This window comes from Enterobacter sp. MF024 (assembly GCF_005843915.1).
Taxonomy (GTDB): domain Bacteria; phylum Pseudomonadota; class Gammaproteobacteria; order Enterobacterales; family Enterobacteriaceae; genus Enterobacter; species Enterobacter barmai.
Map to the genome: position 1 here is coordinate 568,106 of NZ_VCBB01000001.1, position 26,149 is coordinate 594,254.

At 54.9% G+C, this 26,149-nt stretch carries 29 protein-coding genes and 1 pseudogene; 18 read left to right on the forward strand and 12 right to left on the reverse strand.

Features of this window, described 5'->3' with window-relative positions; genetic code table 11:
• Positions 1-11: 11 nt before the first annotated feature.
• A complete protein-coding gene (locus tag FFB58_RS02905; protein WP_138368922.1) occupies positions 12-1,202 on the forward strand; it encodes a cytochrome c biogenesis protein/redoxin in 1,191 nt (396 codons plus the stop codon).
• Here the strand turns inward: FFB58_RS02905 and tam are convergent, their stop codons facing one another.
• A complete protein-coding gene (tam, locus tag FFB58_RS02910) occupies positions 1,203-1,961 on the reverse strand; it encodes a trans-aconitate 2-methyltransferase (protein ID WP_138368923.1) in 759 nt (252 codons plus the stop codon).
• An 86-nt stretch (positions 1,962-2,047) separates the two neighbouring features.
• On the reverse strand, positions 2,048-2,632 hold the full coding sequence (locus tag FFB58_RS02915) for an NUDIX domain-containing protein (RefSeq protein WP_039028799.1): 585 nt from the start codon (positions 2,630-2,632) through the stop codon (positions 2,048-2,050).
• Between the two features lie 87 nt (positions 2,633-2,719).
• On the opposite strand from FFB58_RS02915, the gene FFB58_RS02920 reads away from it, so the two are divergent.
• The 6 genes from FFB58_RS02920 to FFB58_RS02945 all read left to right on the forward strand — a co-directional run bounded on the left by FFB58_RS02920 (position 2,720) and on the right by FFB58_RS02945 (position 6,547).
• Entirely contained in the window at positions 2,720-3,475 is a 756-nt protein-coding gene (locus FFB58_RS02920) for a DeoR/GlpR family DNA-binding transcription regulator (protein WP_138368924.1), read from the forward strand.
• A 73-nt stretch (positions 3,476-3,548) separates the two neighbouring features.
• Positions 3,549-3,863 carry a helix-turn-helix domain-containing protein gene (locus FFB58_RS02925; protein WP_205735735.1) on the forward strand — a complete coding sequence of 105 codons (315 nt, stop codon included), beginning with the start codon at positions 3,549-3,551 and terminating at the stop codon, positions 3,861-3,863.
• Positions 3,856-5,118, forward strand: a complete 1,263-nt coding sequence (locus tag FFB58_RS02930) for a type II toxin-antitoxin system HipA family toxin (protein WP_138368926.1) — start codon at positions 3,856-3,858, stop codon at positions 5,116-5,118. The genes FFB58_RS02925 and FFB58_RS02930 overlap by 8 nt, the downstream gene beginning before the upstream one ends.
• Positions 5,119-5,186: 68 nt before the next feature.
• Positions 5,187-5,528, forward strand: coding sequence for a hypothetical protein (locus tag FFB58_RS02935; protein ID WP_138368927.1), 342 nt, complete (start codon positions 5,187-5,189; stop codon positions 5,526-5,528).
• Positions 5,529-5,704: 176 nt separating this feature from the next.
• The gene (locus FFB58_RS02940; protein ID WP_138369240.1) at positions 5,705-6,127 is read left to right on the forward strand and encodes a YeeE/YedE family protein; all 423 of its coding nucleotides are present in this window, start codon (positions 5,705-5,707) and stop codon (positions 6,125-6,127) included.
• 9 nt (positions 6,128-6,136) lie between these two features.
• Complete coding sequence (locus FFB58_RS02945; RefSeq protein ID WP_138368928.1) at positions 6,137-6,547, forward strand: DUF6691 family protein; 411 nt, start codon at positions 6,137-6,139, stop codon at positions 6,545-6,547.
• A 10-nt stretch (positions 6,548-6,557) separates the two neighbouring features.
• Here the strand turns inward: FFB58_RS02945 and FFB58_RS02950 are convergent, their stop codons facing one another.
• Positions 6,558-7,085 carry an NlpC/P60 family protein gene (locus tag FFB58_RS02950; RefSeq protein WP_039028793.1) on the reverse strand — a complete coding sequence of 176 codons (528 nt, stop codon included), beginning with the start codon at positions 7,083-7,085 and terminating at the stop codon, positions 6,558-6,560.
• Between the two features lie 229 nt (positions 7,086-7,314).
• Between FFB58_RS02950 and grxB the strand changes: the two genes are divergently transcribed.
• The gene (gene grxB, locus FFB58_RS02955; RefSeq protein WP_138368929.1) at positions 7,315-7,950 is read left to right on the forward strand and encodes a glutaredoxin 2; all 636 of its coding nucleotides are present in this window, start codon (positions 7,315-7,317) and stop codon (positions 7,948-7,950) included.
• A gap of 39 nt (positions 7,951-7,989) precedes the next feature.
• Entirely contained in the window at positions 7,990-8,916 is a 927-nt protein-coding gene (locus FFB58_RS02960; RefSeq protein ID WP_138368930.1) for a LysR family transcriptional regulator, read from the forward strand.
• On the opposite strand, the gene mdcH is transcribed toward FFB58_RS02960, so the two are convergent.
• The 8 genes from mdcH to mdcA form a co-directional block, all read right to left on the reverse strand.
• The gene (mdcH, locus tag FFB58_RS02965) at positions 8,913-9,821 is read right to left on the reverse strand and encodes a malonate decarboxylase subunit epsilon (protein WP_138368931.1); all 909 of its coding nucleotides are present in this window, start codon (positions 9,819-9,821) and stop codon (positions 8,913-8,915) included. The genes FFB58_RS02960 and mdcH overlap by 4 nt on opposite strands.
• Positions 9,818-10,438, reverse strand: coding sequence for a malonate decarboxylase holo-ACP synthase (locus tag FFB58_RS02970; protein ID WP_138368932.1), 621 nt, complete (start codon positions 10,436-10,438; stop codon positions 9,818-9,820). The genes mdcH and FFB58_RS02970 overlap by 4 nt, the downstream gene beginning before the upstream one ends.
• Position 10,439: 1 nt before the next feature.
• Complete coding sequence (locus tag FFB58_RS02975) at positions 10,440-11,399, reverse strand: AEC family transporter (protein WP_138368933.1); 960 nt, start codon at positions 11,397-11,399, stop codon at positions 10,440-10,442.
• Between the two features lie 137 nt (positions 11,400-11,536).
• The gene (mdcE, locus tag FFB58_RS02980; protein ID WP_138368934.1) at positions 11,537-12,337 is read right to left on the reverse strand and encodes a biotin-independent malonate decarboxylase subunit gamma; all 801 of its coding nucleotides are present in this window, start codon (positions 12,335-12,337) and stop codon (positions 11,537-11,539) included.
• On the reverse strand, positions 12,337-13,170 hold the full coding sequence (locus tag FFB58_RS02985; RefSeq protein ID WP_039028784.1) for a biotin-independent malonate decarboxylase subunit beta: 834 nt from the start codon (positions 13,168-13,170) through the stop codon (positions 12,337-12,339). Before FFB58_RS02985 ends, mdcE begins: the two co-directional genes overlap by 1 nt.
• On the reverse strand, positions 13,163-13,462 hold the full coding sequence (gene mdcC / locus FFB58_RS02990) for a malonate decarboxylase acyl carrier protein (RefSeq protein ID WP_138368935.1): 300 nt from the start codon (positions 13,460-13,462) through the stop codon (positions 13,163-13,165). The genes FFB58_RS02985 and mdcC overlap by 8 nt, the downstream gene beginning before the upstream one ends.
• Before the next feature lie 10 nt (positions 13,463-13,472).
• Positions 13,473-14,333, reverse strand: coding sequence for a triphosphoribosyl-dephospho-CoA synthase (locus tag FFB58_RS02995; protein ID WP_138368936.1), 861 nt, complete (start codon positions 14,331-14,333; stop codon positions 13,473-13,475).
• On the reverse strand, positions 14,333-15,988 hold the full coding sequence (gene mdcA / locus FFB58_RS03000) for a malonate decarboxylase subunit alpha (RefSeq protein ID WP_138368937.1): 1,656 nt from the start codon (positions 15,986-15,988) through the stop codon (positions 14,333-14,335). Before mdcA ends, FFB58_RS02995 begins: the two co-directional genes overlap by 1 nt.
• 232 nt (positions 15,989-16,220) lie before the next feature.
• Here mdcA and FFB58_RS03005 point away from each other — a divergent pair, with 232 nt between their 5' ends.
• The 3 genes from FFB58_RS03005 to FFB58_RS03015 all read left to right on the forward strand — a co-directional run bounded on the left by FFB58_RS03005 (position 16,221) and on the right by FFB58_RS03015 (position 17,742).
• Entirely contained in the window at positions 16,221-16,787 is a 567-nt protein-coding gene (locus tag FFB58_RS03005) for a TetR/AcrR family transcriptional regulator (RefSeq protein ID WP_138368938.1), read from the forward strand.
• A gap of 63 nt (positions 16,788-16,850) precedes the next feature.
• On the forward strand, positions 16,851-17,327 hold the full coding sequence (locus FFB58_RS03010; protein ID WP_138368939.1) for a nuclear transport factor 2 family protein: 477 nt from the start codon (positions 16,851-16,853) through the stop codon (positions 17,325-17,327).
• A 97-nt stretch (positions 17,328-17,424) separates the two neighbouring features.
• Positions 17,425-17,742, forward strand: coding sequence for a YebG family protein (locus tag FFB58_RS03015; RefSeq protein ID WP_039028778.1), 318 nt, complete (start codon positions 17,425-17,427; stop codon positions 17,740-17,742).
• Positions 17,743-17,844: 102 nt separating this feature from the next.
• Here the strand turns inward: FFB58_RS03015 and FFB58_RS03020 are convergent.
• Positions 17,845-18,048: pseudogene (locus FFB58_RS03020) on the reverse strand (type II toxin-antitoxin system RelE/ParE family toxin); the annotation flags it as partial.
• Positions 18,049-18,422: 374 nt separating this feature from the next.
• Here FFB58_RS03020 and FFB58_RS03025 point away from each other — a divergent pair.
• The 6 genes from FFB58_RS03025 (at position 18,423) to FFB58_RS03050 (ending at position 26,119) form a co-directional block, all read left to right on the forward strand.
• Entirely contained in the window at positions 18,423-19,439 is a 1,017-nt protein-coding gene (locus tag FFB58_RS03025; RefSeq protein ID WP_138368940.1) for an HlyD family secretion protein, read from the forward strand.
• A 10-nt stretch (positions 19,440-19,449) separates the two neighbouring features.
• Positions 19,450-20,991 carry a DHA2 family efflux MFS transporter permease subunit gene (locus FFB58_RS03030; protein ID WP_171029920.1) on the forward strand — a complete coding sequence of 514 codons (1,542 nt, stop codon included), beginning with the start codon at positions 19,450-19,452 and terminating at the stop codon, positions 20,989-20,991.
• A 141-nt stretch (positions 20,992-21,132) separates the two neighbouring features.
• Complete coding sequence (locus FFB58_RS03035) at positions 21,133-21,744, forward strand: fimbrial protein (RefSeq protein WP_138368941.1); 612 nt, start codon at positions 21,133-21,135, stop codon at positions 21,742-21,744.
• A 54-nt stretch (positions 21,745-21,798) separates the two neighbouring features.
• A complete protein-coding gene (locus FFB58_RS03040) occupies positions 21,799-22,467 on the forward strand; it encodes a molecular chaperone (RefSeq protein WP_138368942.1) in 669 nt (222 codons plus the stop codon).
• A 53-nt stretch (positions 22,468-22,520) separates the two neighbouring features.
• On the forward strand, positions 22,521-25,022 hold the full coding sequence (locus FFB58_RS03045; RefSeq protein ID WP_138368943.1) for a fimbria/pilus outer membrane usher protein: 2,502 nt from the start codon (positions 22,521-22,523) through the stop codon (positions 25,020-25,022).
• 68 nt (positions 25,023-25,090) lie between these two features.
• The gene (locus FFB58_RS03050; protein ID WP_171029921.1) at positions 25,091-26,119 is read left to right on the forward strand and encodes a fimbrial protein; all 1,029 of its coding nucleotides are present in this window, start codon (positions 25,091-25,093) and stop codon (positions 26,117-26,119) included.
• The last annotated feature ends 30 nt before the right edge of the window (positions 26,120-26,149 follow it).

Consider the following 26,149-nt stretch of genomic DNA (forward strand, 5'->3'; position numbering starts at 1 on the left):
TGAGGTGTTTTATGTTTCTCGTGATTGCATTTTTAGGTGGTATGGTCAGCCTGCTCAGCCCCTGCACGCTGCCCGTTATTCCGCTGCTGTTCGCCGGATTTCGCGGTCAGCGGCGGCAGCTCATCGCCATGCTGTGCGGCATGGTGATCATGTTTACCGCTGTAGCGAGTCTTATTACCGTCGCCAGCGACTGGGTGGTGAATGCCACCATCGTCGGACGCTGGACAGCCCTGGCATTACTGAGCCTGGCCGCGCTGGCGCTGATCTTCCCGTCATTTGCCCAGCGCATCGCCGGGCCCGCGTTACGCCTCGGCAATGTCATTAACTCTCACAGTAACAGCGCCCGGGGTATGGTTTCGGCGGTGCTGGCCGGGCTGGCGGTTGGGCTGCTTTGGTCGCCCTGCGCCGGGCCGGTGTTAGGGGCCATTCTCAGTCTGAGTCTCGCCGGGCATAACCCGGTAGCCACCGGTAGCCTGCTGGCGGCATACGGCAGCGGCTGTGCGGTGATGCTCGCGCTGTTGGGCTTTAGCGGGCAGGCGCTGATCGCACGGCTGAAAGCGAAATCGGGCCTGATGGACGGGCTGCGAAAAGCGGCGGGTGTTGCCATGCTGATGTCCGTTGCGTTTACGGCGTTTGGGCTTAACAGCGTCTTTCAGGGGGCAAACGGGGTGGCCGATCGGCTGGAGAAAACGCTCCTGCAGCTGGCGCCCGCCAGCAATCCTCAGCCGACGCTTCAACCGGTGGCGCAGCCGGTAACCACCAGCGCGATGCCGTCCCTGGAGGGCGGTACCGGATGGCTCAACGGCGAGCCCGTCAGCCCGGCGTCGTTAAAAGGCAAAGTGGTGTTGATCGACTTCTGGACCTGGGACTGCATCAACTGCCAGCACTCGCTGCCGTTCGTTCGCGACTGGGCTAACAAATATAAGGCGCAGGGTCTGGTGGTGATTGGCGTGCATACCCCGGAGTATCCGTGGGAAAAACCGCTGGCATCGGTGCAGAAGGCCATCGACAAATGGCAGCTTCCGTACCGGGTCGTGGCTGACAACAACTACAAGATCTGGACCGCCTTTGGCAATCGCTACTGGCCTGCGCACTACTTCTTCGACACCAAAGGGCAACTGCGTTACGCCTCTTTCGGCGAGGGAAACACAGAGAAGCAGGAGCAGGTGATCCAGCAGCTGCTGAAAGAGGCTAAAGCCTGATTACGGCTCGCGTCTGGCAATAATAAACAGCCGTGGAAAGGCCAGCAGTATCTGCCCGTTCTCCTGTAGCGGATACTGCTCCACCAGCAATTGGTGATAGCGATGCAGATAGCGTTTTTGCTCGGCCTCATTCAGATCCTGAAGCCACGGGCGCAGCCCGGTGGCGCTCACCCAGTCAACGATCGCCTGGTGGGAGCTCATCTGGTGGTAGTAGGTGGTGCGCCAGATATCCACCTCACAGCCCGCTTCGGTCAGGATGTCGTAATAGGCATGGACGCCCGCCAGGGATGCGCGCCCGCGATCCGGGTAATCCTGTTCAAACGCCACTTCGCGCATTAAGACATGGGTCGGCTCAAGATCGTTATCCGGCATCTGAATAGCCAGCACGCCGTGCAGTTTCAACAGTGAGACCAGATGCGGCAGCAGCGCGTAGTGATCATCTACCCACTGCAGCGAGGCATTGGCATAGATCACGCTCAGGGCATGTTCGGGGCGGTAGTGGCGAATATCCGCCTCAACAAAGCGACAGCCCGGCAGCGCGGCCCTGGCCTCTGCCAGCATGGCGGGTGAGGTATCCACCCCGGTTATCTGCGCCGCAGGCCACCGCTGCTGCAACAGCGCCGTGCTGTTGCCCGGCCCACAGCCGAGATCAACCACATCGGTAACGTCATCCATCGCAATTCGGGACAGTAATTCTAAGGCGGGGCGGGTGCGTTCCGCGCCGTATTGCAGATACAGGCCAGGGTTCCAGTCGGTCATGCAGGCATCTCCAGTTTGCTCTTTTCTGAAGTGTAGATGATGAGGTTTCAGAATTGACAGAAATCCCTTTCTGTCGGGAGATAACGTCAGACGATCTTCTTCAGGGCGACGTGGTAGAGCAGCATGATGGTTTTGCCATCGACGATAATGCCGTCATCAATGGCCTGTAAGGCCTGCTCAATCGGCCACTCCAGCACCTCGATGTCTTCGCCTTCGGCTTCGATGCCGCCGCCTGCGCCGGTACGATCGTCAGGGCGATATTCCGCGATGTAAAAGTAGAGTTTCTCGGTGACGGAGCCGGGACTCATAAAGGCTTCGAACACCTTTTCCACCTGGTCAATCTGATACCCGGTCTCTTCTTCCGCCTCGGCTTTGATGCGCTTTTCCGGCGACATGTTATCGAGCAGGCCTGCGGCGGATTCGATCAGATAGCCGTCGTGCCCGTTGATATAGACCGGAAAACGGAACTGACGGGTGAGGATCACCGTTCGTTTTTCGCGGTTATAGAGCAGGATGGTTGCGCCGTTGCCCCGGTCGTAGGCTTCGCGGTTCTGGCGCTGCCACTCCCCGTTGCGGCGACGCAAATCGAAGGTGTATTTTTTGAGTGTGTACCAGTCATCCGACAAGATTTTGCTGTCGAGAATGCGTACTTCTGCACGTATTGATTGCACGATGCCTCCTGTTTACGTAGAGTAATCATCATAATCTGCACATTCGTGCAAAATCAAGATCGAAACATGCAACTTCAGGAATGTCTCATGCTCACCCGACAACGCAAACAGCTGATCCTCGAAAAACTGAGTTCCGAAGAGCAGGTGCTGTCCAGAACCCTTAGCCTTGAATTCCAGGTGTCGGAAGATACTATTCGCCGGGATTTGCGCGAACTGGCAGCCGACGGGCGTTTACAGCGGGTACACGGCGGCGCGTTGCCGGCGTCAAAGGCGGTGTCCAGCTTTGCCGAGCGCAGCCATCTCGGTATCGATGCCAAAAAGCGGGTGGCGCAGAAGGGGGTTGAGCTTATCTCCCCCGGCCAGATCGTGATGATTGATGGCGGGACCACCACCACGGAGCTGGTGCGCTGCCTGCCTGCGGATCTCTCTTTCACGGCCGTTACCCACAGTCCGGGCATCGCTCTGGCGCTGGTGGAGCATCCCCGGGTTGAGGTGATCCTCATCGGCGGACGCCTGTTCCGCCACTCTGTCGTCACGGTGGGTGCCGCCGCGATTGAAGGTGTAGCGCGTATCCATGCCGATCTGTTTTTCATGGGCGTGACCGGTATTCACCCGGAAGCCGGACTCACCACCGGGGATTACGAAGAAGCGTGCATCAAACGTGCATTTTCCGGCAGAGCGGCCGAAACGGTGGTGCTGGCGTCGCCGGAGAAGATTAATACCGCTTCGCCATTCCTGATCGGCGACCTTTCGCTGATTAATACCGTGGTGGTTGAAGACGATACCGACAGCCGCTGGGTGGAGGCGGTGGTTGGGCTGGGGGTGTCGGTTGTTAAAGCGTGACATGGAAAAAGAGCATAGATAAATCTATAATATTGTGTGTTAACGCCAGCATTCTGAGTTAAGAGACAAAATAATGGATTTAAATTTCAGGAAGCCCGAGGAGATCGTTAAGTCGCTGTGCGAGCGGTTACGGCAGGAGCGTATAAGACGCCAGTTTACCCAGGCTGAGCTGGCGCAACGGGCTGGCGTAGGGGTCAATACGGTGTCAAATCTGGAGGCCGGGCGTAACGTCGGCTTCGAGGTCGTGGTACGCGTGGCCATGGTGCTGGGTCTTGGCCATGAGCTGGAAAACCTGTTTATGCCGAAACTGGAGAGTCTGGACGATCTTCGCCGCTTCGAAGTCAGCGCTTCGCGACAGCGAATAAGAAAAAGGAGTCATAATGCCTGATCGTGTCGAAGTCTGGTACGAGGGTTGGGGAGAGCGCTGGCTGTGGGGAACGCTGGCTACCACCACAGCACTAACCCGCCGTCCGTTGATCTTCTTTGAATACAGCCAGCAGGCGCTTGAGAAAGGGTTTGAACTATCAGCACATACTCTTGCGCTGAAGGGTGAAAAACTGCGGCGAAATTTTCCTGAGCATCAGTTAGGTCTGCCTGGGCCAGTATATGATTCCCTGCCAGATGGTTGGGGGATGCTGCTGATGGATCGCCTCTTCAGGCAGCGCGGACTGAATGCGGCGCGCATTGGTCCACTGGAAAGGCTCACCTGGATTGGCAGCAATGCCATGGGAGCAATGTCCTTTGTTCCTGTTCAGGATGAACTTGCGGTGCCACAAAGTGATATCCCGTTGACTCAACTTGCAGACGAGGTAAGGGAGGTACTGGAGGGCGAAGGCGGGGCATTTTTACACCGACTGCTGCAAATGGGGGGGTCGCCACAGGGCGCGAGACCTAAAGCGTTACTGTATCGTGACGCTGCCACATTGCGATTCACCACGGTTCCTGTGAAAGACTATGAACCCTGGCTCATCAAGTTTCCCGCCAGAGGCGAACATGCCGAGGTGTGCGCTATCGAGAAGGTATATGCCCACTGCCTGCAGGAGTGCGGCATTGATACACCGCAAACGGAATATTTTGATCTGCCGGGAGGTCATGCGGCTTTTGCCAGCAAACGTTTTGACCGCGAATCAGGCATGCGCGTGCCAATGCAAAGCCTGGCGGCATTTACCGGGGCAGATTATCGCGTTCCCGGCTCCCTGGACTATGCCACCTTTTTGCGAGCCACGCAGGTTTGTACTAACGATGTACGCGAAAAGGCGCGCGCCTTTGCCCGCATTGTGTTTAACGTCATTTTCAATAACCGGGACGATCACCCGAAAAACTTTGCTTATCTGATGTCGGCTGACGGCATATGGACGCTGGCACCGGCGTTTGATGTCACGTGGAATGAAGGTCCAGGGGGATATCATCAAATGGACATAATGGGAGAGGCGCTGAGTATTCAGAAACAGCATTTGATCTGGCTGGGCAAGCAGGAAGCAGAGCTTAGCGAAACGCAGGTCAGGGAACTCATTTCCCGCATAGCCGATGTCGGCAGTAGATTTTCTGCTTATGCCGAAGCGCTACTCCCGGGAAAAATTACCCCGGCTACCCGTCGCGCAATCCAAACACAAATTGATGCCAATATAAACCCGCTCCGTTAATCCCAGGAAGAGCGCAGCCGTATAAGCTACGCTTTTGCAGTAACCTGTTCATTACTAAGGACTGCGTGATGCTGCAAAAATTTAGCGTTGTCACTCTTGCCTGTCTGCTCTTTACAGGGTGTATGTCCATGTCCAGTGAAGGCACCTCGCCGGAAGAGAAGAAGTTTCGTAAAGTCGAGGCCGCGGCGAAAGAGTGTTCCGAGATCGTAAAAAACCAGACCATCGAACTCACCGCCGAGGGCAAAGACGCCAATACCCGCTGGACGACCATTGACTACGTGGTGCCTGGTCAACAGGACCGCACCGTGGAGTACCGCACTTCATCGGTGCTGGATAACGGCGAGCCGGGCAAGGCGTGGCAAACCTGCATGTCGGACAAAAAAGCCCTGGTTCCGGAGCTGAAAATATAGGGGCCTGGACTCCCCGGGGATGGGAACAGGTGTCTACTGATACCTGATCCAGCCAACCGGCAGGGGCGCGCGCCTCAGCCGGTTTTTTTTATTTGTGGACGGTGGCGGACTGGTCCTGCAGACAATATGCTACAACACCTTATATGACCTGTACTGCCTGGAGGCATGAGACAATGATGACGATTGATCTCTCTCACTTCACACCGCTCAGCAGTCTCGGCGGCGGATTGTTAATCGGCCTTGCAGCCGTTTTGCTGATCCATTTTTGCGGACGCATCGCCGGTATCAGCGGCATTCTCTCGGGGTTGTTATCGAAGCCAGAAGGGTGGCGCATTGCCTTTTTAGCCGGTCTTATCGGTTCGCCTCTGCTGTATAGCCTTTTCTTTACCTTACCCGAGATAAACGTGCAGACCTCCTGGCCGATGATTATCGTCGCCGGCTTGCTGGTGGGCGTGGGAACCCGCCTGGGGTCCGGGTGTACGAGCGGACATGGCGTCTGTGGGCTATCGCGTTTTTCTAAGCGATCTCTGGTAGCGACGCTGACCTTTATGGTGACGGGGATTGTTACTGCCACTGTCGTGGGTTTCTGGCTGGGTTAAGGAGGCATTATGTTGATGGTGATGGCGTTTCTGTGCGGCCTTATTTTTGGCGTGGGTCTGCTGATTAGCGGTATGGCGAACCCGGAGAAAGTGCTTAACTTTCTCGATCTCTCTCATCCCTGGGATCCCTCGCTGGCGTTCGTGATGATCGGGGCGATTGCCGTGGGGATCGTCGGTTTTGCCCTGGTCAAACGCAGAAAAATGGCGTTTTGTGGCGTGCCCATTGTCCTGCCGACGAATACGACCATAGACAGGGCGCTGGTGGTCGGGGCCATCCTGTTTGGTCTCGGCTGGGGGCTGGCGGGGATCTGTCCCGGCCCGGCTCTGGTATTAACCGGGACGGGCGCCGTGAAAGGGATACTCTTTGTGCTGTCGATGCTCACCGGCATGGTGCTGGTTAGCCGGTTTCGTTCATCCTGACCGGCACCACTCACGCATAGTGATTCTGAGATGTGCCGATCCGTCTGGCGGTCATATATCGCGTCTGCCAGTAAGGGTCGGACAGATGTGAGATCGCCACACCCTGACTTACCGAGGCGTGCATAAAGCGATCGTCCCCAAGATAAACCCCGACATGATGAACGCCCGGCTTAGTGATAAAGAACACCAGGTCGCCCGGCTGCAGTTCACGGGTTGATACATGACGTCCCGTCCGGCTCTGCTCGAGAGCGGTTCTTGGTAGCTGCAGGTGCCAGGCAGACATCATGACGCGTCGGGTAAAGGCAGAGCAGTCAATACCGCTATGGCTGTCACCACCCCAGCGGTAATGGGTTCCTCTCCACGCCACATACGCCGTTGCCAGTTTATTTTTGACGTTATCAGGTACAGAGCCGGAGTAGGCAATGCGTTCTGTCTTCAGCGGCGTATGATGGTGGCCGGTGGCGGGCACAAATTCGAAGGCACAGGCAAATTTTACTGGTAAACAGATTATAATCAGGGCTTTAATTAACGTCTTCATTACAGGATCGTTTCAGGGCTGGGTTAATTCTCCTTACGTATTGCGCAAAAGCGTCTTTAAGCCCGGTGACGATAAACCGGGGGTAAAGACTGAAATTCGTTAATTATTGTTTTCTGCCATGAACGTCATGCGCTCATTTATTGAGCGATAAAGTACACATAAAATCACCAACCCAGAACCTTTAATGAATCCACTTTTGGACCATTAATCGCTTGAGAAAGAGATCGCTATGAAACTCTATGTATATGAGCATTGCCCGTTCTGTATGCGCGCAAGAATGATCTTTGGCCTGAAAAAGGTGCCTCATGAATTAAACGTGATTATGGAAGGGGACGCCGAAACGCCAACCCGCATGGTCGGCAGAAAGGTCGTGCCAATCCTGCAAAAAGAGGAGGGGGTTTACATGCCGGAAAGCATGGATATCGTCCATTACGTCGACCAGCTTGATGGCGCGCCGGTTATTAAAGGTGAATGCGATCCGCTGATTGACGCCTGGTGTAAGGACAATACGCGTACCGTATTCAATCTGGCGATCCCGCGTTTTACCCGGGCGGATTTCAAGGAGCTGTCCACCCCCGCCGCGCGTGAGGCCTATACCCAGCGTGAGATTAAGGCATTTGGCGATCTCGATGCGTTAATGGCCAACAGTCAGACGTATATCGACACGCTGGTGGCTGAGCTGGGTAAAATCGAGGCGTATTTACGCGCCAGGAACGCGATCGGCATTACCGATTTTTATCTTTTCCCGGTGCTGAACTCGCTGACCATTGTGAAAGATTTCCCGTCTCCGGACTACCTGAGTCGCTATCTGGACCACGTTGCAACGTCCTGTCATGTCCCGCTGTTTACGGATAAAGCACTGTAGTTATAAGGGGGCTTGCCCCCTTAATCGAAGGCCGTAAAAATGAAAGACGATATCCATCAGGACATTACCTTCCGCAAGCTCAGCGTTTTTATGATGTTTATGAGTAAGGGTAATATTGCCCGTACCGCTGAGGCCTTAGGGTTCAGTAGCGTCAGCGTTCACCGGGCACTGCATACCCTTGAAGAGGGCGTGGGCTGTCCGCTGTTTGTCCATAAGGGGCGTAACCTGCTGCCGCTGCCTGCCGCCTGGACGCTGCTGGAGTACTGTCAGGACGTTATTAGCCTGATGAACAAGGGGCTGGATGAGACCCGCAAAGTGGCAGGCGTCGGGCGCGGGCGGTTGCGTATCGGCACGCTCTACTCCCTGACGCTGGAAACGGTGCCAAAAATTATCATGGGCATGAAGCTGCGTCGGCCTTCGCTGGAGCTGGATTTAACCATGGGCTCTAACCAGATGCTGCTGGATATGCTCGAGGACGACGCGCTGGATGCGATCCTGATCTCCACCGACGAAGGTGAATTTGCCGGTTCTAAATTCGACGTTGTGCCGCTGTTTCATGACGATATCTTTCTTGCCGCGCCGGGAAGTGAAAAGCTCAACGCCACGCAAACGGCAGATTTACGTGACTATGCGGATCGGAAATTTGTTTCACTGGCTGAAGGTTTCGCCACCTACGCTGGTTTCCAGGAAGCCTTTAATATTGCCGGATTTGAGCCGGAGATCGTCACCCGCGTAAATGACATTTTCTCGATGATAAGTCTGGTGCAGGCGGGGGTGGGCTTTTCCCTTATCCCCGGGCGTATGAAAAAGGTCTACGAGAATGACGTCCAGCTTCTGAAGCTGGCGGAGCCGTATCAGATGCGCCAGCTGATTTCGATTGTCTATATGCATCACCGCGAGCGGGACCAGGATCTGCTGGCGCTCGCGGCAGAAGGGCGGATGTACGCCCGTGGGCTGGTGGTTTAATCCTGGCGGTTAAGCCGTTTCACCAGATGCTGCACCACTTCAATGCTGTTACGTTCCCGGCAAATCGCATCGCCCTGCCAGCCTGCGAGATGGGTAAGCCCTGTCAGGACGCTGCCCGGCGGCATTTCGATTGCCAGTCGCGCGTCGCGCTGGTTGGCAGAAACCATGGCGTCCTGCCACTGGACGGTGCGGGCCATATTAAACGCCAGATCGTCGGCGATTTTTTGCGGTTCCCACAGCACCCGCGCCGTCGAACCGCTCAGATAGGTGCAGTAAGGTCGTGACAACGTCACGGATTGAAAGGCGTCCGCCAGCCTTGCCGCCGGTTTATCCAGCAATGCGCAGTGGGAAGGAACGCTGACGGCCAGCCGGGTGGCTTTACTGGCTCCCGCATCCAGCGCTTTTTGCGCGACGTTCGCCATCTCGTCATCGCGACCGGCGATCACAATCTGCGTTTCCGCATTGAGGTTAGCGATATACGTCTCGCTGCCCGCCATCAGTTTTTCCAGCTGCGAAAGCTGCAAACCCACAATGGCCGTCAGGCCGTAACCCTGCGGATAGGCCTGCTCCATCAGCTCGCCTCGTAGCGCCACCAGGCGAAGGGCATCGCGAAAATCGAGGGCGCCAGCGATCACGGCCGCAGGATAAGCCCCAATGGAGAGGCCGCTGACCATATCCGGTTTGACGTTGTGGGCAATTAACTCGCGGGCCCAGGCGACACCGGCGATCAACAAACACAGCTGCACCGCACGGGTATGTTTCAGCGATGCTTCGCTGTCCAGTTGGTAAGTTTCATCTCCCAGAACGGCGCTCACGTCGTTGAGAATGGCTTCACGATCGGGGATATGTTGCAGCATGCCAGCGCGTTGCGTGCCCTGGCCTGGAAAGGTAAAGAGGATTTTCATTCTGGCTCCCTGTGCCATGGCGTGGCGGTCAGCTGCGGGCCGGTGGCCGTTTTAAGCAGGACGCGTCCTTCGCGCAGCCACTCATTAAGCGCAAAAGCGCCATAGGGTGTCTCCACCTGGGTATCGGCGCGGCAGGGCAATTTTTCGATCTGAGCCTGCCACTGGCGCAGTTCCTCGTCGGTCAACGGCTGCGGGGCGCGGATAAGCAAATCGAGATCGCTGTCGGCATGAAGCACAGGGATCTCCGTCGCCAGCGCATATGCCGTACTGCCGGTAATGCCCCAGTGCCAGGGCCATGCGAAGGTGGTAAGCAAAATAGCCGCCTGGAGAGGCGGCTGAGAAACAAAAGGCGAGTGCAGGAGGCGTTCGCGTTCAGCCAGCGTTTCCGGCGACATCACGCGGGAAACGCTTTCAGCCTTCACCCATCCCGCGGCGCGTTGTTCGCGCTTCATGCCGCGCACGCCAACCGGAATATCCTGCTGCGCATTCACATCGCGCCGGACCACAACCGGCAAACCGGTATGCCACTGGTTTGCTACCCATGCCTCCTGAATATCAAGGAGAGCATCACGGCTTTTCAGCCACAGTAAGTCGTGAGGGCGCGGTGTGAATGTCATTTTAAATACCTGAAGTGAGTGTGATAAACAGCGGTAACGACAGGATACACAGAACGGAGCTCAACAGCAGCACGGCTTCTGCATCCGGTGACTGCACGCCAAAGCGGTTGCCGAACACCACACCGAAGAAACCGGCAGACAACGCAATCATCAGGATCGCGGTGATAGCCACGGAGCCATGCAGACCAAAGGCGATAACGATACCCCAGGCGATGAACGGCTGGATCAGCAGTTTGGTGACCGTCGCGATCCCGACCATGGCGTTCAGCTTCAGCTTGCGGGCCGAGAGGATCACACCGGTCAGGAACAGCGCCGCCGCGGTTGCCGAGAGGCCCAGAGGCTTAATTGCCGCCAGCAGCAGGTCCGGCATTTTGATACCGATAGCGGACAGAATCACCCCGAGCAGCGGGCCCATCACGATAGGTTTTTTCAGTGAACGCCACATCAGTACCGGCAGCATCGCAAGGGTAGAACCGCTGTTTTCCCCCGCGGCACGCGCTTTCTCACGCTCCAGGATCAGCAGACAGAACGGCGTCATCAGTACCGAACCACAGGCGATAGAGACTGCGACCGACAGAGAGGTGGCAGAGCCTTCACCCAGCACGCTGCCCAGAATAGGCAGGCCCAGCGCGGCATAGTTTGGCAGGGCCACAGTCAGCGTCAACACGGCGGCATCCTGCGGTGACTTTTTAAAGATGCTGGTGGCGGTAAAGTAGATCGCCGCATAGGTGATCCACATTGCGCCCGTCAGCACCACAATCAGCGGAGACTGGGCAACAATACCCGCCCAGGGGGTCTGCACGGTGGCGCTGAACAGCGCAGCCGGCAGGGCAAAATCCATTACGAAAATATTCAGGAGCGACACATTCTTGTTGTCGACCATTTTGGCTTTACCGGCCCAGAAGCCGAGCAGCATGATGATAAAAATCGGCGCAAGGGCATGAACAATTACATAAGTCATAGATCACCTGTAGATAAAAAAATTAACACTGACGCGATGGTTATAATTTTCTAAAAGCGAGTTGACCGTGGGCGCTATATTGCGCCCGACGGGGACCGCTTTCGGCAGGTCTTTTTTTACGTACTTTGTGCTGCTCGTTACCAGGCGGCGCGCATTTTCTCACGCACCAGCGCAGAGCTACGGCGATTTTCCGCGCCGAGGCGGTTTGTGAGGCCGGGATCTTGACGGGCATCGGCAATGGCTTTTTGCACGGTGATTTCTACCGTTGCCAGATCCGCATCAGAGGGTGCATCCGGATTGCTGAGGGTCAGCAGATCCGACAGCAGGCCCAAGGTGGCGTAGTTACTGACGTCATAAGCCATTGGCGGAATGGTTGCTGCCAGTTTTTCCAGGGCATCAACGGTACGCAGGGTGATACGTGCGGCGGACTCTTTACCCATCGCATGCACCAGCACGCCTTTATCGTTGATAGCGATCAGGCGGTTAGCCTGATAACCGTGCGCCAGAAACGCGCCGGACATCGCTTTACCAACGATAAGACCGATCACCGGATGGCCCGCCAGACGCGCTTTGGCATAGGCGCCAGCAGCCCCTGCCAGCGCCTGGTGGATCCCAAACGCTTCTTCACGGCGGCCATAGGCCTGGCTGGGGACGTCGATCACGGCCACAATCGGGCGCTTTACATCGCTGTTGGCATCAGCATCGATGGTCTCATTGACCACTTTGGCCAGCGTCCAGCCTTCGAGCAGGCCCACTTCGCCTTTCGCCGCGCGTGGATAATGGTTGTTGGCGTCGGGTACGACTGCGATAAAGCGGACGTTTTCGCCGTTCAGCGGCGCATCGGCCACCTGAACAGAAGGGCACAGGCCGCTCATGCGTGGGGCGTTCGGGGCCAGTTTTTCCAGCCAGATGGCGGCGCGGTTTTTGGACTGAGTCATCATTTCACCTCCCCGGCGAAAAGCTGTTTGATTTGCGCGGTATCGGCCTGCTGGCGCGTGTCGAAGTTCGACAAGCGAGCCAGGAAATCGGCATATTTATCGCTGCGGTGCTGAGCCGGAACGCCTTTGGCGATCGCCTCGTTCATGGCGGTTTTCACGGCGTTGACGCCGTCGCCCACCAGGGCATCCACCAGGCCGCTTTCGTAACGAATTTCGCCGCCGGTCATGCTCCAGATAAACGGACGGTCGCGGGAGTCATACTCTTCAATCCCGGCTTCCTGTTCGATAACCTGCGGACCGTTCAGGCCAAGCCGCGCTTCGCGGGTGACGATCAGGTAGCTGCACAGCGCCGCGGCGATAGACATCCCGCCGAAGCAGCCGACGGTGCCGGTAATAATGCCGACCACCGGGGTATAGCGACGCAGATCGACAATCGCAGCGTGAATATCAGCGATGGCCGCCAGACCGAGATTGGCTTCCTGTAAGCGAACGCCGCCGGTCTCCAGACTCAGCACAGCCTGTGTCGGGATGCCGTTACGGTTATCTTCTGCAGCCAGCTCCAGCGCCGCCGCCATTTTGGCGCCAGACACTTCGCCCATGCTGCCGCCCTGGAAGGTACCTTCGATGGCAATGACCACAGCGGACTGGCCATTAATGGTGCCGCGAGCAACCACCATACCGTCGTCGGACTGTGGAACCACGCCCTGCGGCGCGAGCCACGGAGACATAATGCCTTCGAACGGATCGAGCAGTTCGCGGTAGCTGCCTTCATCCAGCAGCGCGTGGGCACGCTCACGGGCGCGCAGTTCAATAAAGCTGCGATCGTTACGCATGGCTCACCTCTTCAAATACCTGTTCGATACGAATGCGCGCCACGCCAGGCGTTGCGCCGAAATCGTGGATCACCAGCTTGCCCGCAGGCAGACCGCTGGTCAGATTCAGGCGCTCGAACAACGCGTTCCAGCGGCGGGTACTGTTATCCACGGAGGTGGTGATATCGATGCTGAGGGCATCTCCAGCGGCGGCGGTGAACAGAACTTCCATATCACCGGAGCCTACAACGCCTGCCAGCGCTTTGCCCTGAAGGGTACGGCTGGCAGGAAATGACAATGTAATGTGTTCCATAACATCCTCTTTAAAATGAGCAAGACGCGGGCTGGCAAACCCTGTCGAGAAACAGCGTGGCGGCGAGCAGATCGGCGGCACCACCGGGGGACGCGTTAAGGGCCAGCATCTGTGAATCCAGACGAGCCAGCGCCTGACGGCCTTTCGCGGTTGCGCTGCCGCCCGTTGCAAGCACAGCGCGGGCACCGCTCTGCATGGTTTCCAGTCCCGGCATGCCGGCACGCGAAAGCACGCAGGTGTCGCTGAGCGAGGTCATGATCGCCATCAGCGCGTCAATGCGGGCTTCGCTTTCGCTCGCACCCTGCGCACGGCTGAGCAATAGCTGCGGCAGCGCCAGCGTCATCACGTGGGGAAACGCCTGCTGGGCCTCTTCACGCGCGCCGGGCACCCGATACTGATGGGTGGCTTTCAACCCTTTGCTGAAGAGTTTCGGCGCCGCGTTATCGGGCAGACGGGCGAGGAGGGCGGCGGTGTCCGCCATCTGCTGCGCGCTGGCATTGGCGTTCAGCATGGCGGCTGCGCTGACCAACAGGCCGAGCGCCCAGATAGCGCCGCGATGGGTATTAACGCCCCCGGTGGCGGCCATCATCTGCCGTTCACCTTCACGCCCAAGACGACCCACGGTTTCGCGCAGGGCGATGTCGGCAGGACGTTGCCAGCTCTGTCGGGCCAGTTGCAGAAACGTTGGGGTCAGGCTGTGCGCAGAACGCTCCATCAGATCTAAGGACAAATCGTGATGCGCCCCGTTTCCCCGGCTGTCCACCAGACCCGGTTTCGGGCTTAATCGCGCTTCGTCGATCAGGCAGTCGCGGGCAATCGTCGCCAGCAGCTGTGCCTGACCCTCTGACTGAGTCTGTGACAGGAGTTTCATTACCAGCTCCGGAATTTCGCAGGTGGGTTATACAGACCGTCGGACCACTCAACCAGATCCGCAACGCTGCTGGCAGCCAGCAGGGAACGGGTGGCTTCAGAACGGCGAATGCCCATATCTTCCGGATACACGACTTTGCCGCTCTTACGCAGTTCCGCTACGCGTTTCGCATCAACGCCAAGACCGATATCGGTGATGCCAGCCACTGCGGCAACCATGGCACGGCGTTCTTCAATGCTGTTCGCACGATACAGGTAGGCGATGCCCTCTTCGGTCAGAACGTGGGTCACGTCGTCGCCATAAATCATGACCGGTGCCAGCGGCATGCCGGAGGATTTCGCCACCTCAACTGCATCCAGCTGTTCAACGAACGTTGGCTTAACGCCAGCCTGGAAGGTTTCCACCATCTGAACGACCAGTTTTTTACCGCGCTGCATCGGGTCGGGTTCGGTGATCATATTCAGCCATGCCGGGGTAGCGTGACGACGACCATGAGGATCGTGGCCCATATTCGGCGCACCGCCGAAGCCGGAAAGACGGCCCCGGGTCACGGTTGAGGAGTTAGCCAGGCCATCCACCTGCAGAGTGGAACCGATAAACATATCGACCGCGTACTGACCTGCCAGCTGGCAGAACGCGCGGTTGGAGCGCATGGAGCCGTCGGCACCGGTAAAGAAAATGTCCGGGCGGGCACGGATATACTCTTCCATCCCCAGTTCGCCGCCGAAGCAGTGCACGCTCTCAACCCAGCCGCTTTCAATCGCCGGGATCAGCGTTGGATGCGGGTTCAGGGTCCAGTGCTTACAGATTTTGCCTTTAAGACCAAGCTGTTCGCCGTAAGTGGGCAGCAGCAGTTCGATCGCGGCGGTGTTGAAACCGATGCCGTGGTTCAGTGACTGGACCTGATGCTCGGCGTAGATGCCTTTGATCGCCATCATCGCCATCAGGATATGTTCCTGCTTGATCAGGCGTGGATCGCGGGTGAACAGCGGTTCGATAAAGAACGGCTTATCGGCGACGACGACGTAATCAATCCACGAACCCGGAATATCCACGCGAGGCAGGTCGCATTCGTCATCGACGATTTCATTAACCTGGGCGATAACAATCCCGTCACGGAAGGCGGCGGCTTCTACCAGGGCCGGGGTGTCTTCGGTACTTGGCCCGGTGTAGAGGTTGCCTTTGCGGTCGGCTTTGTAGCCGGCAATCAGCGCTACATTCGGGCAGAGATCGACGTACAGGCGCGAATAGAGTTCGATATAGGTATGAATAGCACCGATCTCCAGCTGGCCGTCCTGCAACAGCTGTGAAATGCGCAGGCTTTGCGGGCCTGAGAAAGAGAAATCGAGCTTACGGGCAATACCTTTTTCGAAGATATCCAGATGCTCGCTGCGACCCACGCTTGGCATGATCATATGCAGGTCGTGAATTTTTGCCGGGCTGACTTCTGCAAGCTTGCGGGAGAGGAAATCGGCCTGCTTCTGGTTATTACCTTCCAGCACCACGCGGTCGCCGGGGGCAATCAGTTTTTCCAGGGCATCCACCAGATCGTCGGTGGGGATGACTTTACCCTGCAACGGAAGGGAAGCGACGCGTCGGGCCTTTTCGCTGCGACGTGTGTTCCAGTTCCGGGCCGGACTTTGGCCAGCATTCATTTTTAACCTCCTGATTCAGCAAATCATTTTTGCCTAAATTTATGCTGCATTAAGTCTGCTCCGTAAGGAGTAGTGCATCAATTAAGCTAAGAAACAGATTGTTAGCCTGAGAGTAATGATTCCGTGTGACATTATGAGGGGGCGATCAAAGCAGGAAGGTAAAGTATGGACTACCTGCGAGGATGAGAAGATTTAACTTGCCTGGGTAGAACGATCGTTCTACCATTAAGTCATGAACAAAAACACGACAAACACCCGGGAAAAAATTCTCGCGACCGCTGAACAACTCATCTACGAGAACGGGATCCATGCGACCGGTATGGATCTCCTGGTTAAAACCTCAGGCGTGGCGCGGAAAAGTATTTATCACCATTTCGCCAACAAAGACGAAGTGGCGGCTGCGGCGCTGAACGCGCGGGATATTCGCTGGATGGAATGGTTCAGATCTGAGTGTGACAAAGCGGATACGCCGCAGGAACGCATCCTGAATATGTTCACCGTGCTCAAAGGCTGGTTTGAGTCAGAGGGATATCGCGGTTGCGCCTTTATCAATACTGCGGGAGAAGTAGGGGACAGTGCCGATCCGGTGCGCCAGATCGCCAGACTGCATAAACAGAAAATACTGGATTACGCCCTTGAACTGACCGGGCAACTGAATATTGAACACGCCTCAACCATGGCGAGGCAGTTACTGTTACTGATTGAAGGTGCCATCACCCTGTCACGCGTTATGGGTGATTACCGCGCTGCAGATGATGCCCGAAATATTGCTCAGCTATTACTGAAACAGGTTTCGTAAAACAGACCTGGGTTCCTGGAATAAATACTCCCTGAAATATCCAATGATGCTGGAGGCTCCACCATGTCTGATGCACAAACTCGTCCGCCACTTCCTCCGTTTACTCGTGAATCCGCGATTGAAAAAGTCAGGCTTGCTGAAGATGGCTGGAACAGCCGCGACGCGGAAAAAGTTTCGCTGGCTTACTCTCTGGATACCAAATGGCGTAACCGCGCTGAATTTGCCAATAATCGCGAAGAAGCCAAAAGATTCCTGGAACGCAAGTGGAAGAAGGAGCTTGATTACCGTCTTATTAAAGAGTTATGGGCGTTCGGGGGCAATCGCATTGCAGTGCGTTACGCCTACGAATGGCACGATGATTCGGGTAACTGGTTCCGCTCTTACGGCAACGAGAACTGGGAGTTCGGGGAAGACGGGCTGATGCAGCGCCGTTTCGCCTGTATTAACGACATGCCTATCAAGGAAAGCGAGCGCAAGTTCCACTGGCCGCTGGGGCGTCGCCCGGACGATCACCCGGGGCTGAGTGATTTGGGGCTGTAAGATTTAGATCTTTACTGTGCTCATGCAAGCACATTATGGCTGCAAGATAAGCCAGTAACTGCTATACTGTATGCATACACAGTATAGGGGGTGCAGAATGGCTGTTGAAACAAAATTTGTCGTCGTAAGAAAAGGTGAAGAGAAAATGACATTTGCCAGTAAGAAAGAGGCTGACGCTCACGACAAACTGCTTGACCTTGCAGAAGCGTTCACCGACTGGCTGTTGCAGAGCGGTATGCAGATGGATGAGACGCAGGCTGAAAATCTTGGGCTGTATCTCGCCGAGCAGAAAGAGGCCGTGCAGCATATTCTGCGTACCAGCAAGCTTCCCGATCTCAATGCCGCAACTGCAACAGAGAAAACAGAGTCTGATGTGGAAGGTGGTAAAAAAATCAGAGCCGTCAAAGCTGCCTGATTGCCAGAACACATCATTACTGAGTCTGATGCCGTGAGCGGGAAACTGCTTGCGGCTTTTTTTTGGGATGGGTGTTTCAGATGTCCGGGGCAGGGTAAGGCTCTAATTTCTCTGTTGTGTCATTTTGTAGACGTCATCATTTTCACGCTTTCCCACACCAACCACAGTTACCGTAATAATTTCATCTTCGACGCGGTAAACCAGTCTGTATCCTGCGCCACGCAGTTTAATTTTGTACTGATCCTTTCGTCCATGTAACTGCGAAGCCGGAACACGAGGGTTTTGAAGCCGTTCCCGGAGCTTCTGTATTACAGGAGACTTGGATTGAAAGATCCAATAGAAAGCTACAACTACAACCTTAGTGCGCATAATGTATATTATGTTAAATTGGGTGTGAGAGTCACTCAGTCTACCAGCCGCAGCCATTCCCTGCTCTGTCCATCTTGCGTTTTCAATCAAGGTGAAATCGAATTCTCCTTTGTTCCAGTATCCCCGCAGAAACGGCTTTTACTTTCCAAAATTTATTTTTAAACAGCGAATAGCACTTCTTGCTCGGTTTACTATAAGTCCGCTTATTATATTTATCCTATCAATAAATCAATGATACCTCAGCGCATCGACCTGCTCTGCGCTCTGTTTTTTTTTGTACCTCGGGTGTCACCACAATTAAGAGATTTGATATGACTATTAAAAAGTTACGTTTCATTTTATTGCTGGCCATTCCTGCTCTGGGCGTCGTGTCTGGCGGCTGGTTTTATTTAAACAGTGGCCGTTATGTCGAGACCGATAATGCCTACGTGAAAGCCGACAAAACCGCGATCGGTGCGGAAGTTTCCGGGCGCGTTATTAATGTGGCGGTCAGAGAAAATCAGCACGTCAATAAAGGCGATCTTCTGTTCAGCGTTGATCCCAAACCCTATGAACTGGCCGTCTCGGAGGCCAAATCAGAACTCAATGATACGGTTATCGCGCTAAATACCATCAAATCCCAATACCAGAGCAAACTTGCCAACATCGCGGTATCGAAAAGTCAGCTTGCTTACGCGCAACGTGAAGAAGGACGTTTGCACAGGCTGAACGGTCCGGGATACGTATCTGCTTCTGATATGGATGGTGCTCACCAGAAAGTTTTATTAATGAAGCTCGAAGTTAATATGCTGCAAAAACAGTTGCAGGAAGTGGCAGACAGCTTTGGCGGCGATATTGCCACGCCAGTTGAGCAACATCCGCGTTATAAAAAAGCCCTGGCTGAACTTAATACTGCTAAAAACAACCTTTCCCATGTGAATGAATACGCCCCCTCCTCCGGCAGCATTACCAAAGTACTGCAAGCCGGGGAATTTGTGCAGAGCGGAACAACGGCAATGCTGTTGGTTTCGGACAGCAATCTCTATGTCGAAGCTAATTTTACCGAAAAAGATCTGGCCCATATCCGTGACAACCAGCTTGCTGATATTAACGTCGACTATGCACCCGGCGTAACCTGGCACGGTAAAGTCAGTAGCATCAGCCCGGCAACAGGCGCGGAATACGCAGTGATCCCGGCGGAGAACGCCACCGGCAACTGGGTAAAAGTGACGCAACGTGTACCGGTGCGTATCCGTCTGCAAACCGAATCGGATAAACCGCAGCTTCGGGCTGGTCTGAGCGCCACCATCAAAATTAATACCCAGGCTGATGCCGGTAGCGCTTCCTGAGGAGGGGCTTATGTCTGATGTCATTGCGGCTCCGCTGCCGCAAAAGAAAAGTGCGGACCACCGCATGTTGATTACCTTTTCGGTAATGCTGGCGACCATCATGCAGGCGCTGGATACCACCATTGCCAACGTTGCACTGCCGCATATGCAGGGAGCTATGGGAGCCACGCAGGATCAAACATCCTGGGTTCTCACCTCTTACATTGTGGCGGCCGCCATCACCATGCCTCTGACCGGGTTTGTCTCTGCCCGTGTTGGCCGCAAGCGTCTGTTTGCCTGGTCCGTGGTCGGTTTCACCCTCGCCTCTATGCTCTGCGGCGCGGCGCAGTCTATCGATCAGATTGTCCTTTTTCGTCTGGTGCAGGGAATTTTTGGCGCAAGCCTGGTGCCGCTGTCGCAGTCGGTCATGCTTGATGCCTGGCCAAAAGAAAAACATGGTTCGGCCATGGCGATGTGGGGTATGGGCGTAATGATAGGTCCAATTCTTGGACCTTCACTGGGGGGATGGTTAACCGAGTACTACAGCTGGCGCTGGGTATTCTATATCAACATTCCGTTTGGCGTGCTGGCCTGGCTTGGGATCACCGCCTTCGTCAAAGAAACGGTGATCGACAACAAGCGTAAGTTTGACCTGTTGGGCTTCTTTTTGCTCAGCGTGACGATTGGCAGCTTGCAGCTATTTCTCGACCGTGGTGAGTCGAAAGAGTGGTTCTCAAGCGGTGAAATTATTATTGAAGCCGCTCTCGCGGGCGCGGCACTGTACCTGTTTATCGCGCATATTTTCACCTCGAAAAAACCTTTTATTGAACCAGGGATTTTCCGCGATAAAAATTTCGTTGTCGGACTGCTGTTCAGTTTTGGTATGGGCACCATTCTGCTGGCAACAATGGCGCTGATGCCGCCGCTTTTGCAGGGTTTTATGCACTATCCAGTGATTGATGTCGGTCTGCTGATGACGCCACGCGGGTTCGGCACCATGTTCAGTATGATGATTGTCGGACGTATCGCCGGCAAAGTGGATTTACGTTATGTTATTGCCGCAGGCGTGGTGATCATGGCTATTTCACTCTGGCAGATGACGCATTTCAGTATGTGGATGAGTCAATGGGATATTATCAGTAGCGGTGTGGTACAAGGTATTGGTATGGGGCTGACGTTCGTGCCGCTCTCCACCCTCACCTTTTCAACGCTGGCACCAAAATATCGTACCGAAGGGACCTCTCTCTATTCGTTAATACGCAATATTGGGAGCAGTATTGGCATCTCTGCAGTCACCACGTATTTAGCGCAACAGAGTCAGCGTAATCACAGCATTTTTGCTGAATTTGTTAATCCCTTTAATAAGGCCCTGCATGAGAATATTCACCACGGAGCCTACAGTCTGCATAGCGCATCCGGGCTAATGGCAATTAATGGGGAAGTTACGCGTCAGGCGACAGTGCTGGCTTATTATCAGGATTTCCGCCTGATGATGTTCTTATGTTTACTACTCTTACCCCTGGTGCTGCTCTTTTCCAAACCGACACGTGTGGAAGAACCGATTCTGGAATAATGCGTTCTCCCGCCTGCTCTGCTAAGAAAAATTTATTTTTAAATGAATTTGCGTTTAGGTCTTCACAATGAGTTTGTTAGCATTTCCGCTGTTTTTTATTCGCGGCAAATAAAGCCGTTTTAGAAAAAGGGAAAAGTAGGCATGATCAATAAAAAAAATATTGTGGCAGTCACCGTCTGTACGTTAATGATGGCCAGTGCAAGTGCGCTGGCTGCTCTTCCGTCAGGTAACAGTGATAATGGCATGAATACGAATCCGGGCTCTGATACAGGTACTCAGGGCACCGGCGGCGTGGTCCATTTCACCGGGAAAATTACTGACGCATCCTGCAACGTCAGCACGGATACCGCGGGTCAGACTGTGGATTTGGGCACATGGGCCGCCTCTTACTTTGCAACCCAAAAAGAGACCACCCGTACCCCTTTCCATATTTCGGTGGAGGGATGCCCTGACTCGGTCAAATCCGTTGCCGTTCTGTTCGATGGTACAAAAGACGCTACCGATAATGCGCTGCTGGGCCTGAATTCCGCCGTAGACAGCGACGGAAATACGGCAACAGGCGTGGCCGTTAAGCTGTACGAAAGCGATCGTAATACTCAGATTAAAATTGGCGATGTCTCCAAAAGCGTCACTCTCGCCGAAGGCGAAGACTCTACAACCCTCAATTTTTACGCAAACTACAATGCCACCGCTGACAATGTCACCACCGGTGAAGCAGATGCAGATGCGAACTTCCTGATGGTTTATAACTAATTTGTCAAATAAGCAGACAATATTCTGCTTATTTAATTCTCAGCGGAAATCAACATGGATAAGAAAACATTAGCAATACTGTTTTTGTCATTGGGCTATTCCCTTTCAGCACATGCCGGTGTCGTCATGGGCGGAACGCGTGTTGTTTATCCTCAAGGGCAACGGGAAGTTGCCTTTTCAATTACCAATATGGAAAAAGAGACTCCCTATTTAATCCAGTCCTGGATAGAAAACTTTAGCAGCACCGATAAATCAGCCCCTCCGTTTGTTGTCACGCCAACGTTATTTCGTCTTGATGCTGAGCAAAAAAATACGCTGCGGATCAGCTATCTGGGCACCCCTTTGCCTTCTGACCGTGAGTCCGTTTTTTGGCTCAACGTCAAAAATATTGCGCCGACCAGGAAAGCAAACAGCAATAAACTACAGATAAACGTCAAATCGAAATTCAAACTCTTTTTCCGTCCATCTGGCTTAAAAGGTGATGCCGCTTTGGCCTATAAGCAGCTGAAATTTACCTGCTCCGGTAACAGATTGACCGTGAAAAATCCTTCGCCATGGTTCGTCTCCTTTTATCGGGTCAAGGTGGGTAATACAGAATTAAACGATCCTGGTATGGTGGATCCGTTTGCCGAGCGTAGCTGGAATACATCCTGTGCGGGAGCCATCAGCTGGCAAGCGATCAACGATTTTGGTGGGCTGACCACCCTGGCCACCCAGTCCTGAAATGCGTCTGGCAACGAATCGTTTTTATAACGGTACCAGGCCAATCTCTGTTAATGAAAACCTCCCTCCTAAGCAGCGTCGACGGATTCAGCCTGGTTATTTTCACCGGCGCGCTAACCCTCTGCTGCGGCCTGCGACAGGCACAGGCAGATGACTATTTCGATCCTCATGCATTAGAGATCACCTCCGGGCAGCAGCAAACAAGTGACCTGAGCTGGTTTTCCCGGCAAGGCGGGCAAAAGCCCGGGCGCTACAAAGTTTCTGTTTTCGTTAACCAGACCCAGGTCGATGAATGCGAGCTGGAATTTATCCAGCAAGATGCACAGCTGGTACCGGTTCTGGATGCTGGCTACCTTTCCCGGCTGGGTGTGAACACCGGGGCATTTCCGGCGTTTCAGGCCCTGCATAAAGGCGATACCTTTTCCGACCCCGGAAAATTCATACCCGATGCGGCAGTCAAGTACGATTTCGCCGCCCATCGTCTGAACTTCAGCATTCCGCAGGCGGCAATGCGGCAAAAAAGCCGGGGTTTTATCCCGCCTGAACAGTGGGATGAAGGGATCCCCGCGGCCTTTGTCGATTACAACCTGACGGGATCGACAACCAATATCAACGACATTCACGACAGTGACAGTTTTCTGAGCCTCCGTTCCGGTTTTAACCTTGGCCCGTGGCGCGTCCGTAATGCCTCCTCGGTTGAATACGGCGCTGGTCATCACTGGCAAACGCAGGGTACGTCGGTCAAACGGGCAATTAAACGCTGGAAAAGCGAACTGATGCTGGGGGATGGATACACCTCCGGCGACGTCTTCGACAGTTTTCAATTCACCGGGATGCAGCTTGCATCTGATGAAAATATGCTTCCCGATAGCGAGCGCGGTTTCGCGCCGACCATCCGTGGCATTGCCCATAGCAATGCCCGCATCACCGTTCGTCAGCACGGTTACATCATCTATGAAACCTACGTTGCGCCGGGCGCGTTCGTCATTAACGACCTGTTCCCGACAGCCCAGAGTGGCGACCTCGACATCACGATCCGCGAAAGTGACGGTAGCGAGCGAAAGTTCACCCAGCCGTGGTCTGCTGTGCCCTTTATGCTGCGGGAAGGCCGCGTCAAATTCAGTGCCAGTGCCGGTAAATTTTCCCGCCCGGATACGGATGGCGAGACGCCTGTCTTTATCCAGGCGTCTGCTTTCTATGGCTTGCCTTCAAGCCTCACGCTTTATGGCGGCGCGCAGTTATCCAACCACTATCAGGCGCTGGCCATTGGCGTCGGCAAGGATTTTGGCCAACTGGGTGCATTGGGTATCGATACCCTGGCTGCCCGCGCACAGCTCACCGACAACAAAAAAGGTCACGGTCAGCAGCTGCGCGCCCAGTACCATAAAAATATTGCGACGACAGATACTTCTCTCGATCTGTCCAGTAACCACTACACAACCCGCGATTTTTACAGCTTTAGCGAAGCGAATAATTATCGGGATCCCGACCAGCACATTGAAAACCGCCGTCACCGGACAGAGTTCAGCCTGACGCAGGATTTTGGTGGCTGGGGCAACATCAGCGCATCGTTTTATCGACAGAAATACTGGGACTCTTCTGCCGTAGATCAGACCGTGCACGTGGGATATTACGCCAACTATAAGGGCATCTCCTGGAGCCTGGGCTACTACCTCACACGCTCAAGTTCAGATGACAGCGACAACGAGCGTTCGGTCAACCTGAGCGTGAGCGTTCCGCTAAGCCGCTGGTTGCCTGGCGGCACCACCAGTTACAGTCTCAACAACAATCTGAATGGCCACACCACGCAACAGGTTTCCCTGTACGGAACGGCGCTTTCACAGGATCAGCTCAGCTACAACATCCAGCAAGGTTTTGATAATCAGGCCCATGTTGCCAACAGCAATCTGGCGCTGGCCTGGCATGGCGGTTCGGGCAGCGCCAGCATCGGTTACAGCCACGATCGCTATAACGATCGTCTTAACTACGGTGCGGCCGGCGGCATTGTGGCGACGCAATATGGCGTGACGCTGAGCCAAAGCCTTGGCGACACCATTGGCCTGATCCGCGCAGAAGGCGCACCTGACGTGCAGATTGAAGGGGCAACCAATGTTCATACCGATTCTCGCGGCTACGCCGTCATGCCCACACTCTCGGCGTACCACAAGAATACGCTTTCACTGGATACCGAAACGCTGGCGGATGAGGTTGATCTTGAACAAAACAGTCAGACGGTCGTTCCTACCAGCGGCGCGGTGGTTCTGGCGAATTACCGCACCCATGTGGGAGTAAGAGCCCTGATTACGCTCACCTGGCAGGGGCGTCCCCTCCCGTTTGGTGCCAACGCTTTTGTCTCCGGCGCTGAAAACGCGACATCCAGTAAAGGGATTGTGGGTGATGGCGGACAAGTCTATCTGAGCGGCGTACCGCTGCGCGGTGTGCTTCATGCCAGCTGGCGCCAGCAGGGGCAGACAGTCCGTTGTTCGGCTCCCATCACACTGCCTGCAGCAACAGAATTCAGTCCCGTCAGGCTGCTGGTGGAAAAATGCGATTAAAGACAGAGGATGATGTGAAAAAAATGACAACGCTATTTCGGGTAATAACAGTCCTGGCAGGCTGCATTATGTCTTTTCCCTTTCAGGCCGTTGCAGCACAGAGCTGTCCACCCACAATGAACGATGCGGTTATCAACTTCCAGAATTACTCCATTACGGATAATCCGTCACTTTCCCCGGGCTCAATGCTGTCTGGTGCGATTCTGGGGCAGGAGAATCGCTCATTTTATAACTGCGCTGAAGGCACGGGCCCGGTCACAATGCGTTTTGTCGCAGACAGCGGCTTAACCGTCTCTGGCGTGAGTGGCGTGGCGCCTAACGGGACGGGCGCACCGGCATCGGTTTATGACGTTCCCGATATTCCCGGCGTAGGGTTTGCCGTGGGCGTCAGGGAGACCACCCACTGCGCGGGCCAGCCGGTTCACTACATCGCGGCGGGTGATGACAGCGTGGCGGTATGTAACACCAGTGATCCTTCGCAAATGGCCACCCAGTTCTTCGTTGTGTTCTACAAAACCGCGCCGGAGATTATCTACGAACAGCCAAACAGTGGACAAATCAGGGCGGGAAAGCTGATTCTCGAAGATGCCAGTGGTGCGGTGATATCCGAGGCGGGTGTGACTGTAGAAGTGGCGGCAACGGACCTGAAAGTGCATAAATCGAGTTGTTACATCACTGATGCCAACATTAGCGTGAACATGGGACAGACCAGCGTCAGCGATCTTAATAATGGCATCGATGGGGAAAAGCATCGCTTCACGATCCCCCTTTCCTGCGAAGCGTCGCAAACCAACGCCGTGAAGATAGGCTTTTTTGGGCCCACGGAAAAAGACGGGGCAAATAATGATGTCTTTACCCTGAGCCAGCAAGACGGGGCGGCCACCGGCGCGGGGATCCGCCTCCTGTACGGTGACAGCTATGGCTCCGCACAGGGTAAGCCTGTGCCGCTTAACAGTACCGGTGTCGAAGCCTTTGCCAACAGTGCTAACCAGACGCAGTTCAGTCTGAATTATGATGCCCAGTATGTTCGCACGGCTCCGCAGGCGACCGCCGGGCAAGCCGACAGTCTGGCGACCTTTAGCCTGATTTATAACTGAGAAACAAGACCCCGAGGGAGCCACCTTCGG

What these genes read in the sequence shown, in the direction of transcription:
- mdcA (WP_138368937.1), bottom strand. Translation starts at nt 15,988, where the DNA reads ATGAATGCTGGCCAAAGTCCGGCCCGGAACTGGAACACACGTCGCAGC.
- FFB58_RS03025 (WP_138368940.1), top strand. Translation starts at nt 18,423, where the DNA reads ATGACTATTAAAAAGTTACGTTTCATTTTATTGCTGGCCATTCCTGCT.
- FFB58_RS02935 (WP_138368927.1), top strand. Translation starts at nt 5,187, where the DNA reads ATGCTGCAAAAATTTAGCGTTGTCACTCTTGCCTGTCTGCTCTTTACA.
- FFB58_RS02920 (WP_138368924.1), top strand. Translation starts at nt 2,720, where the DNA reads ATGCTCACCCGACAACGCAAACAGCTGATCCTCGAAAAACTGAGTTCC.
- FFB58_RS02905 (WP_138368922.1), top strand. Translation starts at nt 12, where the DNA reads ATGTTTCTCGTGATTGCATTTTTAGGTGGTATGGTCAGCCTGCTCAGC.
- grxB (WP_138368929.1), top strand. Translation starts at nt 7,315, where the DNA reads ATGAAACTCTATGTATATGAGCATTGCCCGTTCTGTATGCGCGCAAGA.
- FFB58_RS02960 (WP_138368930.1), top strand. Translation starts at nt 7,990, where the DNA reads ATGAAAGACGATATCCATCAGGACATTACCTTCCGCAAGCTCAGCGTT.
- mdcC (WP_138368935.1), bottom strand. Translation starts at nt 13,462, where the DNA reads ATGGAACACATTACATTGTCATTTCCTGCCAGCCGTACCCTTCAGGGC.
- FFB58_RS03010 (WP_138368939.1), top strand. Translation starts at nt 16,851, where the DNA reads ATGTCTGATGCACAAACTCGTCCGCCACTTCCTCCGTTTACTCGTGAA.
- FFB58_RS02975 (WP_138368933.1), bottom strand. Translation starts at nt 11,399, where the DNA reads ATGACTTATGTAATTGTTCATGCCCTTGCGCCGATTTTTATCATCATG.
- FFB58_RS02985 (WP_039028784.1), bottom strand. Translation starts at nt 13,170, where the DNA reads ATGCGTAACGATCGCAGCTTTATTGAACTGCGCGCCCGTGAGCGTGCC.
- FFB58_RS03040 (WP_138368942.1), top strand. Translation starts at nt 21,799, where the DNA reads ATGGATAAGAAAACATTAGCAATACTGTTTTTGTCATTGGGCTATTCC.
- mdcE (WP_138368934.1), bottom strand. Translation starts at nt 12,337, where the DNA reads ATGACTCAGTCCAAAAACCGCGCCGCCATCTGGCTGGAAAAACTGGCC.
- FFB58_RS03030 (WP_171029920.1), top strand. Translation starts at nt 19,450, where the DNA reads ATGTCTGATGTCATTGCGGCTCCGCTGCCGCAAAAGAAAAGTGCGGAC.
- FFB58_RS02925 (WP_205735735.1), top strand. Translation starts at nt 3,549, where the DNA reads ATGGATTTAAATTTCAGGAAGCCCGAGGAGATCGTTAAGTCGCTGTGC.
- FFB58_RS03050 (WP_171029921.1), top strand. Translation starts at nt 25,091, where the DNA reads ATGTCTTTTCCCTTTCAGGCCGTTGCAGCACAGAGCTGTCCACCCACA.
- FFB58_RS02945 (WP_138368928.1), top strand. Translation starts at nt 6,137, where the DNA reads ATGTTGATGGTGATGGCGTTTCTGTGCGGCCTTATTTTTGGCGTGGGT.
- mdcH (WP_138368931.1), bottom strand. Translation starts at nt 9,821, where the DNA reads ATGAAAATCCTCTTTACCTTTCCAGGCCAGGGCACGCAACGCGCTGGC.
- FFB58_RS03015 (WP_039028778.1), top strand. Translation starts at nt 17,425, where the DNA reads ATGGCTGTTGAAACAAAATTTGTCGTCGTAAGAAAAGGTGAAGAGAAA.
- FFB58_RS02940 (WP_138369240.1), top strand. Translation starts at nt 5,705, where the DNA reads ATGACGATTGATCTCTCTCACTTCACACCGCTCAGCAGTCTCGGCGGC.
- FFB58_RS02970 (WP_138368932.1), bottom strand. Translation starts at nt 10,438, where the DNA reads ATGACATTCACACCGCGCCCTCACGACTTACTGTGGCTGAAAAGCCGT.
- FFB58_RS03005 (WP_138368938.1), top strand. Translation starts at nt 16,221, where the DNA reads ATGAACAAAAACACGACAAACACCCGGGAAAAAATTCTCGCGACCGCT.
- FFB58_RS02930 (WP_138368926.1), top strand. Translation starts at nt 3,856, where the DNA reads ATGCCTGATCGTGTCGAAGTCTGGTACGAGGGTTGGGGAGAGCGCTGG.
- FFB58_RS03045 (WP_138368943.1), top strand. Translation starts at nt 22,521, where the DNA reads ATGAAAACCTCCCTCCTAAGCAGCGTCGACGGATTCAGCCTGGTTATT.
- FFB58_RS02950 (WP_039028793.1), bottom strand. Translation starts at nt 7,085, where the DNA reads ATGAAGACGTTAATTAAAGCCCTGATTATAATCTGTTTACCAGTAAAA.
- FFB58_RS03035 (WP_138368941.1), top strand. Translation starts at nt 21,133, where the DNA reads ATGATCAATAAAAAAAATATTGTGGCAGTCACCGTCTGTACGTTAATG.
- FFB58_RS02995 (WP_138368936.1), bottom strand. Translation starts at nt 14,333, where the DNA reads ATGAAACTCCTGTCACAGACTCAGTCAGAGGGTCAGGCACAGCTGCTG.
- tam (WP_138368923.1), bottom strand. Translation starts at nt 1,961, where the DNA reads ATGACCGACTGGAACCCTGGCCTGTATCTGCAATACGGCGCGGAACGC.